This is a genomic window from Armatimonadota bacterium (assembly GCA_025059775.1).
In the GTDB taxonomy this organism is placed as follows: domain Bacteria; phylum Sysuimicrobiota; class Sysuimicrobiia; order Sysuimicrobiales; family Sysuimicrobiaceae; genus Sysuimicrobium.
On sequence record JANXCW010000053.1, the window covers coordinates 1 to 544 of the forward strand.

Annotated in this window: 1 protein-coding gene; it reads right to left on the reverse strand. The window is 64.5% G+C overall.

Annotation, left to right across the window (positions count from 1 at the left end):
- Positions 1–494: transposase family protein (locus tag N0A24_12320; protein MCS7174119.1), on the reverse strand; the 494-nt coding region annotated here is incomplete at its 3' end.
- Positions 495–544 lie beyond the last annotated feature (50 nt).

The following is a 544-nucleotide window of genomic DNA, read 5'->3' on the forward strand; positions in this document are numbered from 1 at the left end:
TACCCGGCATCCCCCACCACCACCTTCCCCTTCAACCCCTCGGCCCCAAGGTGCTCCAAGAGGTCCTGGAGGGCCTTGTCCTCCCTGCCCTCCGCCCTGGCCTGGGCCAGGGTGGTGCCCAGGTGGAGGGCCAGGACCTCCACCAGCTTGACCTGGGAGCTCTTCCCTTTGTCGCTTCCCCTCAGGGTCTTCCCATCCACCACCAGGACCTCCTCCAGGTCCGCCTCGGGGAAAACCTGGCGGAGGGCCTGTCCCAAGGCCTGGGGGTCCAGGCCATGGAGGAAGGTGGTCAAGCGGGTGTGGCCCGGGGCCTTACGGAGGCCTAGGTGGGGAAGAAGGTGGGAGTTAGTGCGGGCAAAGCGTTCCACCCCGCGCAGGGAGTCCACGCGGCTCAAAAAGGCCACCAGGATCAGGGCCAAAAGGCTCCAGAGAGGGTACTGCCGGTTGCTAGCCCGAGGGTCGGGGATCTGGGATAGCGCCTCACGAAGAGTCATGGCACCCATCTATCCCAAAGTTACATAATGGTCAAGTCTGGGCTTTGACA